Annotated in this window: 8 protein-coding genes; 2 read left to right on the top strand and 6 right to left on the bottom strand. The window is 36.7% G+C overall.

Going from position 1 to position 7,052, the window contains the following annotated elements:
- The first annotated feature begins 306 nt into the window (after positions 1–306).
- Positions 307–501 (top strand): hypothetical protein, encoded by a 195-nt coding sequence (locus tag AB1414_12855; protein ID MEW6608311.1) that lies wholly within the window; start codon positions 307–309, stop codon positions 499–501.
- Positions 452–1,207 (top strand): hypothetical protein, encoded by a 756-nt coding sequence (locus AB1414_12850; GenBank protein ID MEW6608310.1) that lies wholly within the window; start codon positions 452–454, stop codon positions 1,205–1,207. Before AB1414_12855 ends, AB1414_12850 begins: the two co-directional genes overlap by 50 nt.
- An 892-nt stretch (positions 1,208–2,099) precedes the next feature.
- On the opposite strand, the gene AB1414_12845 is transcribed toward AB1414_12850, so the two are convergent.
- The 6 genes from AB1414_12845 to AB1414_12820 form a co-directional block, all read right to left on the bottom strand.
- The gene (locus tag AB1414_12845) at positions 2,100–3,404 is read right to left on the bottom strand and encodes a folylpolyglutamate synthase/dihydrofolate synthase family protein (protein MEW6608309.1); all 1,305 of its coding nucleotides are present in this window, start codon (positions 3,402–3,404) and stop codon (positions 2,100–2,102) included.
- Positions 3,405–3,950: 546 nt separating this feature from the next.
- The gene (locus tag AB1414_12840; protein ID MEW6608308.1) at positions 3,951–5,108 is read right to left on the bottom strand and encodes an aminotransferase class I/II-fold pyridoxal phosphate-dependent enzyme; all 1,158 of its coding nucleotides are present in this window, start codon (positions 5,106–5,108) and stop codon (positions 3,951–3,953) included.
- A gap of 46 nt (positions 5,109–5,154) precedes the next feature.
- Positions 5,155–5,649 (bottom strand): Lrp/AsnC family transcriptional regulator, encoded by a 495-nt coding sequence (locus AB1414_12835; GenBank protein MEW6608307.1) that lies wholly within the window; start codon positions 5,647–5,649, stop codon positions 5,155–5,157.
- 208 nt (positions 5,650–5,857) lie between these two features.
- Entirely contained in the window at positions 5,858–6,013 is a 156-nt protein-coding gene (locus AB1414_12830; GenBank protein ID MEW6608306.1) for a hypothetical protein, read from the bottom strand.
- 316 nt (positions 6,014–6,329) lie between these two features.
- Positions 6,330–6,461 (bottom strand): hypothetical protein, encoded by a 132-nt coding sequence (locus AB1414_12825; protein MEW6608305.1) that lies wholly within the window; start codon positions 6,459–6,461, stop codon positions 6,330–6,332.
- Positions 6,462–6,534: 73 nt separating this feature from the next.
- Entirely contained in the window at positions 6,535–6,765 is a 231-nt protein-coding gene (locus tag AB1414_12820; GenBank protein ID MEW6608304.1) for a hypothetical protein, read from the bottom strand.
- Between the last annotated feature and the right edge of the window lie 287 nt (positions 6,766–7,052).

Below are 7,052 nucleotides of genomic sequence, written 5' to 3'. Positions count from 1 at the left end.
GAGAAAGATTTAAGATTTTAAAGATAGCATTCATAAAACCCAGTTTTTAAGTTATCGGACTTCTTATGTTAAAAATTAAAGTCAAAACCGATAAGAAAAAAAGGTAGATTTTATGTCAACAGCCTGTGAAGGTCTGACCCTAATCCTATCTTTATCGCCCCACCGTTTTAATTTAAAAATTATTTCACAAAAAGTTTGACTTTTTTGATTAAATTAAGTATAATACAGGTATGTTGAAACATTTTGGATAAAAAATTGTAACCTGTGCAGGTAACTTTAGACCTGTGTCCGAAAAGGAGATTGAAGATGAAGGAACTTTTTAAAAACAGACCATATTTGGAAGGAAATATGATTGAAGAAGAAACTTTAGATTGGTACAATATGTCTCCTGTAGAACGTTTTATTGAATCTCAGAAACTATGGGAGGTCTTTGTGCTTCTTGGAGGAAATTATGAGCCAGAGCCCGATAGCCAGAGTCCTTTCCACTTTTTTAAAACATAAGGTAAAAGCCTTGTTGATTGGAGGGCAGGCATGTATTTTTTATGGAGCAGCAGAATTTAGCCGTGACATTGACATAACAATTATGCTCTCTCCTGAAAATCTTAAAAATCTCAAGATTGCTTTAGATGACCTTAAGGCTGAAAGAATTTTTGTCCCTGATATTTCTGAAGAGATATTATTGAAAGGGCATGCCTGTCATTTTCGATGTCAGAGAGAAGATGTAAAAGGGTTGAGGATTGATATTATAGGGATAATGCGCGGGGTAAGTTCCTTTCCTGAGTTATGGAAACATCGAGAAGAGGTTGAGTTACCTGAAATAGGAAAAGTAGCCGTAATAGGTCTTCCTGAGCTTGTTAAGGCTAAGAAAACCCAGCGAGATAAAGATTGGTTAATGATTAGACGCCTAATTGAAGGAGATATTTATAGGGCATCTGTTAATCCACCCCAAGACAAAGTATGTTTCTGGCTCCTTGAATGTAGAACACCAGAATTGTTAATATCATTGGCTAACAAATATCCTCTTATTGCTTCGCAACTGGTGGAAAGACATCCACTTTTGCAATTTGCTATTGAAGGTAAGAGTGAGGAAATTCAAAAGCTTCTACGGGAAGAAGAGGATAAAGAAAGAATTCTCGACCAGCAATATTGGGCGCCACTGAAAGCCGAACTGGAGGTATGGCGACATAACATCGATAAGAACAGGTAATAATTCACGACACATAAATTAATGGTTTATCTCTAACAATTTTCGATTTTTAATTTCAAAGTAACTATTCTGCCACTGATTAACACGGATTAGCACGGGAATGTTGGGGTCAGACCGTGAATGTTAAATGTAGAAGAAACTGCTTTCTACATTCAACAGGCTGTTGACATAAAATCTACCTTTTTTTCTTATCGGTTTTGACTTTAATTTTTAACATAAGAAGTCCGACAACTTAAAAACTGGGTTGTAACTATTCAGCAATGTAGTTTCGTCATTTTTTAACTGTCTTTTTTTATCAAACCTGAAAGGTTTAAATTTTACATAACCGCAGGAGAAACCTGCGGAAACGAAACATCTACGACATCTCAACCCTGAAAGGGTTGAATTTCAGGCGATGGATAAAATTCGACCCTTTCAGGGTCGAGTAGTGCTCACGAGTCTTTTTCCGTAGATTATATCTACGGTTATGTGAAATTTAACACTTTCAGTGTTAAAAGGAAAAAAATGGAAGCTGAATAGTTACAACACAGAATTGACTTTTAAATTTTTAATTGCTCATTTTACATTTTACAATTATTTTTTTAAGTAGCTGAACGCTTACTCCTTTATTCTCTTATCCCCCTTCTTATACTAACCACGATCAACATATTCCTATTTCACAGGTGGGAAAGTTTTTAATCTTCTATAGGTATTCTCGGCATTTTTTCTCTTAAACTTTAATTTTTTTTGGATTGACCCCGCCAACATAAAGTTTATTTTACCTTCAGATCTCGCATAAGATGGACGAAAAAAACATATCTCCTCTCCTTGCTTTATGTCAACAGCCTGTCAAGATTCGACCCTTCTCCTTCGCTCTGTGTCTCTGCGGTGAACGGTTACAAGCACGGAATAGTTACAAAAGCTCAATTGCCTCGGCAATAGTGTAGAATGAACCGGTGATGCAAATTAAATCAACTGAACTGGCTATTGATGCGGCATATTTTATACTTTCTTCGACGGTAGGAATAACTATAATTTTATCCGTATATTTACTTACTTCTTGATATATTGTTTTTGTATCTGCCGCTCTATTTGTTTTGGGGTGAGTAATAATTATGCGGGAAATACGCTCATTATGAGAAAGTAATTTTTTCATCATTGTTTTTATATCTTTATCATTCAGGATTCCAATAATTAAAATTAATCTTCTGTGTGGAAAATAGTCTTCAAGTGCCTTTCTTAAAACAATCACACCTGCAGGATTATGTGCCCCATCTAATAAAAAGATAAGTGAATCTTTCTTTATGAGTTCTAATCTACCCCGAATTTTTGCTTCGAATAAACCTTTTTTAATATCTTGAGGAGTAATTTTAAGTCCATAATGCTTTATTAATATCTCTATTGTAGCAATTGATGTTGTGGCGTTAATTATCTGGTGGTGGCCTAAAAGTGAAGTTTGTAACTCTGAATACTCTCCCAATAATCCCTGCACTTTAAATTGATAATTTGAGGTTGAGGCAGGATATTGGGTTATGCTAAATTTTATTTCTTTACCCAGCTGGTAGAGTTTTGAATTTTGTGATTGGGCAAGTTTTTTTATTACTTCTCTGGCTTTTAGTGGAGCTACCGCACTAACTACTGGTACATTTTGTTTTATTATTCCTGCCTTTTCATAAGCAATTTGTTCTAAAGTTTCCCCTAAAACATCCTGATGTTCTAATCCAATCGAAGTAATGACGCTGACTAAAGGTGTAACAACATTAGTTGCGTCTAATCTTCCGCCCAGACCCACCTCTAATACCGCAAAATCAACCTTTTGCCAGGCAAAATATGTTAAAGCAATCGCTGTGGCTATTTCAAAGTAAGTAGGATGGGTTAAATCCGGAGGAAGAATTTTTATTGCCGGTAGTATTTTTTCAGAGATTATTTGTGCGACATCATCTTCAGAGATGGGAATGCCATTAATCGTCGTTCTTTCTGTAAATGATATAAAATGAGGAGAGGTGTAGATACCGACTTTAAAGCCGGCAGTCTTTAAGATTTCTCCAATAAAAGTTACAACAGAACCTTTTCCATTCGTTCCGGTCACATGAATATATTTCAAATCCTTATGCGGATTGCCTAAAATATCTAACAATCTGGTAATTCTTTCTAATCCTAATTGAATACCAAATCTTTCTAAACTATAAAGATAATCAATAACTTGCGAATAATTCATTTTACTAATACTGATATTGGGTACCTATTTAGCGTGGTCAGAGAGCACAAATGAATGGTACTGACTTAGTGCGAAACCACTTTAAACACAACAAATTGTGTAATACAAAATCAAAAATTAAATATTAAAATGCTTACACTTTTTTTAACCGCAAAGAACGCAAAGAAATCGACCGCAAAGAACGCACAGATTAAAGGAGAAAGGAATCATAGAAAATTCACGAAACTCCAGATGTCCATTTGGCTTGCCTTCCCCCATTTCTTATGATAAAATGGAAAAAAATAGAATGTGAAAATTCTACCTCATCCTTCATTTAATGTCCCATAGGGACAACATATCGGTAGAAATAAATATCATACAAATAATGTCCCATAGGGACAATATATCGGTAAATGGCTTTCCATAAATTTTCTACCAATATATCATTCCTACGGAACTGATTGATTTGTCTATCTATTCCTACCAATATTATGTTCCTAACGGAACGATTATTCTCATGCCTTATTTATGGGTATTATCCTAATGTAAACTTCCAGTTAATAACCGCTATAATTGGTCGCAAAATTCCCCCATTTTTTCCAGTGCCTTCTCAATTTTTGCCATTGAGGTCGCATAAGAACAACGAATATACCCTTCTCCGCACTCACCAAAGGCTGTGCCGGGGACGACGGCAACTTTTTGTTCACGAAGCAATTTTTCAGCAAACCCTTCGGAACTCAAACCTGTCCTTTTAATTGATGGAAAAACATAGAATGCCCCGCCTGGCATTGTGCATTCTAACCCGATTTCATTCAGCCCTTTGACAATTAATCTTCGTCGCTGATTATATTCATTTCGCATCTCTTCTACCGCTTTGTCACTATTGCGTAAAGCTTGTATTGCCGCTCGCTGGCTAATGATTGAGGCACAAAGCATTGTATATTGATGTATTCTGGTCATCGCACCAATAATTTCTGAATTACCAGCGGCATAACCTATTCGCCAACCAGTCATCGCATAAGCCTTAGAAAAACCATCCAGGAGAATAGTCCGCTCCTTCATCCCCGGCAAAGAGGCAAAACAAACAGGTTCATCATCATAAGTAAGTAATTTGTATATCTCGTCTGCAATAACAATTAATTCATATCTTTTTACGACTTCACTTATCTTGCTTAACTCTTCTCTATTCATCGTTGCTCCGGTAGGATTAGATGGATAAGAAAGTAAAATAGCCTTAGTTTTTTCAGTTATTGTCTGTTCTATCTGTTCTGGTTTAATCTTGAAGCCAGTTGAGGCATTGGTTGGGATAACTACGGGTTTCCCGCCAGCAAAGATAACACAAGATTTATAAGAAACATAAGATGGTTCTGGAATAATCACCTCATCGTCAGGATTAAGAATAGCCCTCATCGCTAAATCAAGGGCTTCACTTACACCAACAGTGATTAAGACTTCATTTACCGGGTTATACTTTACCTTGTAATCATCTTTAATCCTCTGGGTAATCAATTCCCGCAATTCTAACAAGCCAGAATTAGAGGTGTAACTGGTATAGCCCTGTTCTAATGAGTAAATAGCCGCATCCCGAATATGCCACGGAGTAACAAAGTCAGGCTCGCCTACACCTAAAGAAATTACATCTTCCATACTGAGGATTAAATCAAAGAATTTCCTGATGCCGGATGGGGGAATATTTTTTACTTTATCTGAAATTATATCCTTCATAAATCACCTTTCTATCAGATGTTAAATCTGACCTCTGTCCGTTTTCTTACGGCGTGACTGCCAATCTTTTATCTCCTTCCTCTGGTTCAAGCACCTGGCCGTCTATTTTATACTTTTTCAAGACAAAATGGCTTATTGTGCCTTGAACATGGTCTATTGTAGCCAATTTTTCTGCTACAAAGAAGGCTATTTCTTTCATACTTTTACCTTCTACTACTACGGATAAATCGTAAGTTCCGGAGAGTAGATATAGCGAATGCACCTCCGGGAATTTATATATTCTTTTTGCCACGGCGTCAAATCCAACATTGCGCTCTGGAACTACCTTAACATCAATAAAGGCATAAACCACTTCTTCCTCAGCCTTTTCCCAGTCAATAATCGTCTTGTATTGCACGATAATCTTCTTATCCTCAAATTCCTTAATTTTAGCCGATACCTCTTCTTCCGTCATCCCAATCATCGTCGCAATCTTTTCTGGTGTAACCTTTGCATCCCTTTCTAATATCTTCAAAATCTGTTTTTCTTTTGAATCTAACATAAAATTTACCTCCTTATCTTTGGTAATTGGTAACTGGTGAATGGTAATTAGTTACCAGTTACCATTTAACCGATTACTTACTTTATAATTTCGTGAAGCCCTATGGTTTTTGTCTTACCTCGTGTATGCTCAGCAATTGCTTCATCCGCCAGTTTATCTAATATATCTTCTGACGCTACAAAGGCTTTTTCAAGAAGTTGTGTTATGATTAATCTCCAATGTTTTTTATATGCCTGATGCGGCGATAAGCGGTGCGCCGAAGGGCATCTGTCTCCATTGCCTTGTTCTCCCCCAGCGGAGCGAAGGGGGGAACAAGGCAATTACCACTCATCGCCGCATTATACAGTTTCCTGTATTTTATCACTATTGATTCAAAATGTCAAGAAAGAAATTGACAAAAAAGTAATGCGTCACTGAAATGGAGGATTCTCCTGAAAAATAGGAAGTAGAGAGTAGAGAGTAGAAAGTAAGGAAAATATCACTCTTCACGCCTATCTCCTACCACTATTTTTCTCCTCCTTTGTGAGCCGTAGGCTCATGCCCGGTTCTCCTGAAAAATAGCCGTAAGAATAGAACACGGATGACACGGATTTAACGGATTTTCGCTGATTTCTTTCTTTTTTTCTGTTTTCTATCTTATATCCGCGAATATCCGCATCATCAGCGTCATCAGCGTGCTATTATTTTTCATCGTCCTTTGTGCCCTGTAGGGGCATGAGCGTTCTCCTGAAAATAGGCTGAAGACTGAAGGCTGAAGGCTGAAGATTTTTTATCCTATGTCCTTCAGCCTTCAGCCTATAGCCTATTTTCATCGCTCTGTCCTCCACAGGTTAATATTCATCCCCCAAAATGCCTGACGGATTACAAATCCAAAATTCTTCATTCTTAGTTTCTTCCAATTGCCTTTTGTAATCTTGCCCAGGCTAAATTGTAATCATACAGTGCCTGGTAATAATTAGTCTTTGCTTGCGTTAGTAAGGTTTTTTTTGAGGCGGCACGCAGATTATGATTATTACTGATAGCCAACTCAATACTTCTCTCCAAACTTAGTGGTTCTGACCAGGCTTCAGAAACTACACAAACAACTATAACAAACATAACTCCAAAAATTCTCATTTTTTTACTACCCCCTTTAACCATATTTCTAAAATAGTAAGCGTTCAGGTGGTGTAACAAAAGGAGATGTGGAGATTAAGGAGATAGGGAGATATTATAAAAGAATAGAAACTAATACTCGATATTCAAGTTTTTTTAAGATTAAGTGGTTTATCCTTTTTTAACCGCAAAGAACGCAAAGATTATAGTGCTCTGTTAAGATTGAATTTGCATGTTACTTAGGTAATCGGTAATCAGTAATCGGAGATAACAGGTCATTGTTTTCTCTTCACCGATAACCTGATAAC

The organism is bacterium (assembly GCA_040755795.1).
Classification (GTDB): domain Bacteria; phylum UBA9089; class CG2-30-40-21; order CG2-30-40-21; family SBAY01; genus JBFLXS01.
The sequence above is the reverse complement of the archived record's forward strand: the minus strand, read 5'-3'. Positions and strand labels throughout refer to the sequence as shown.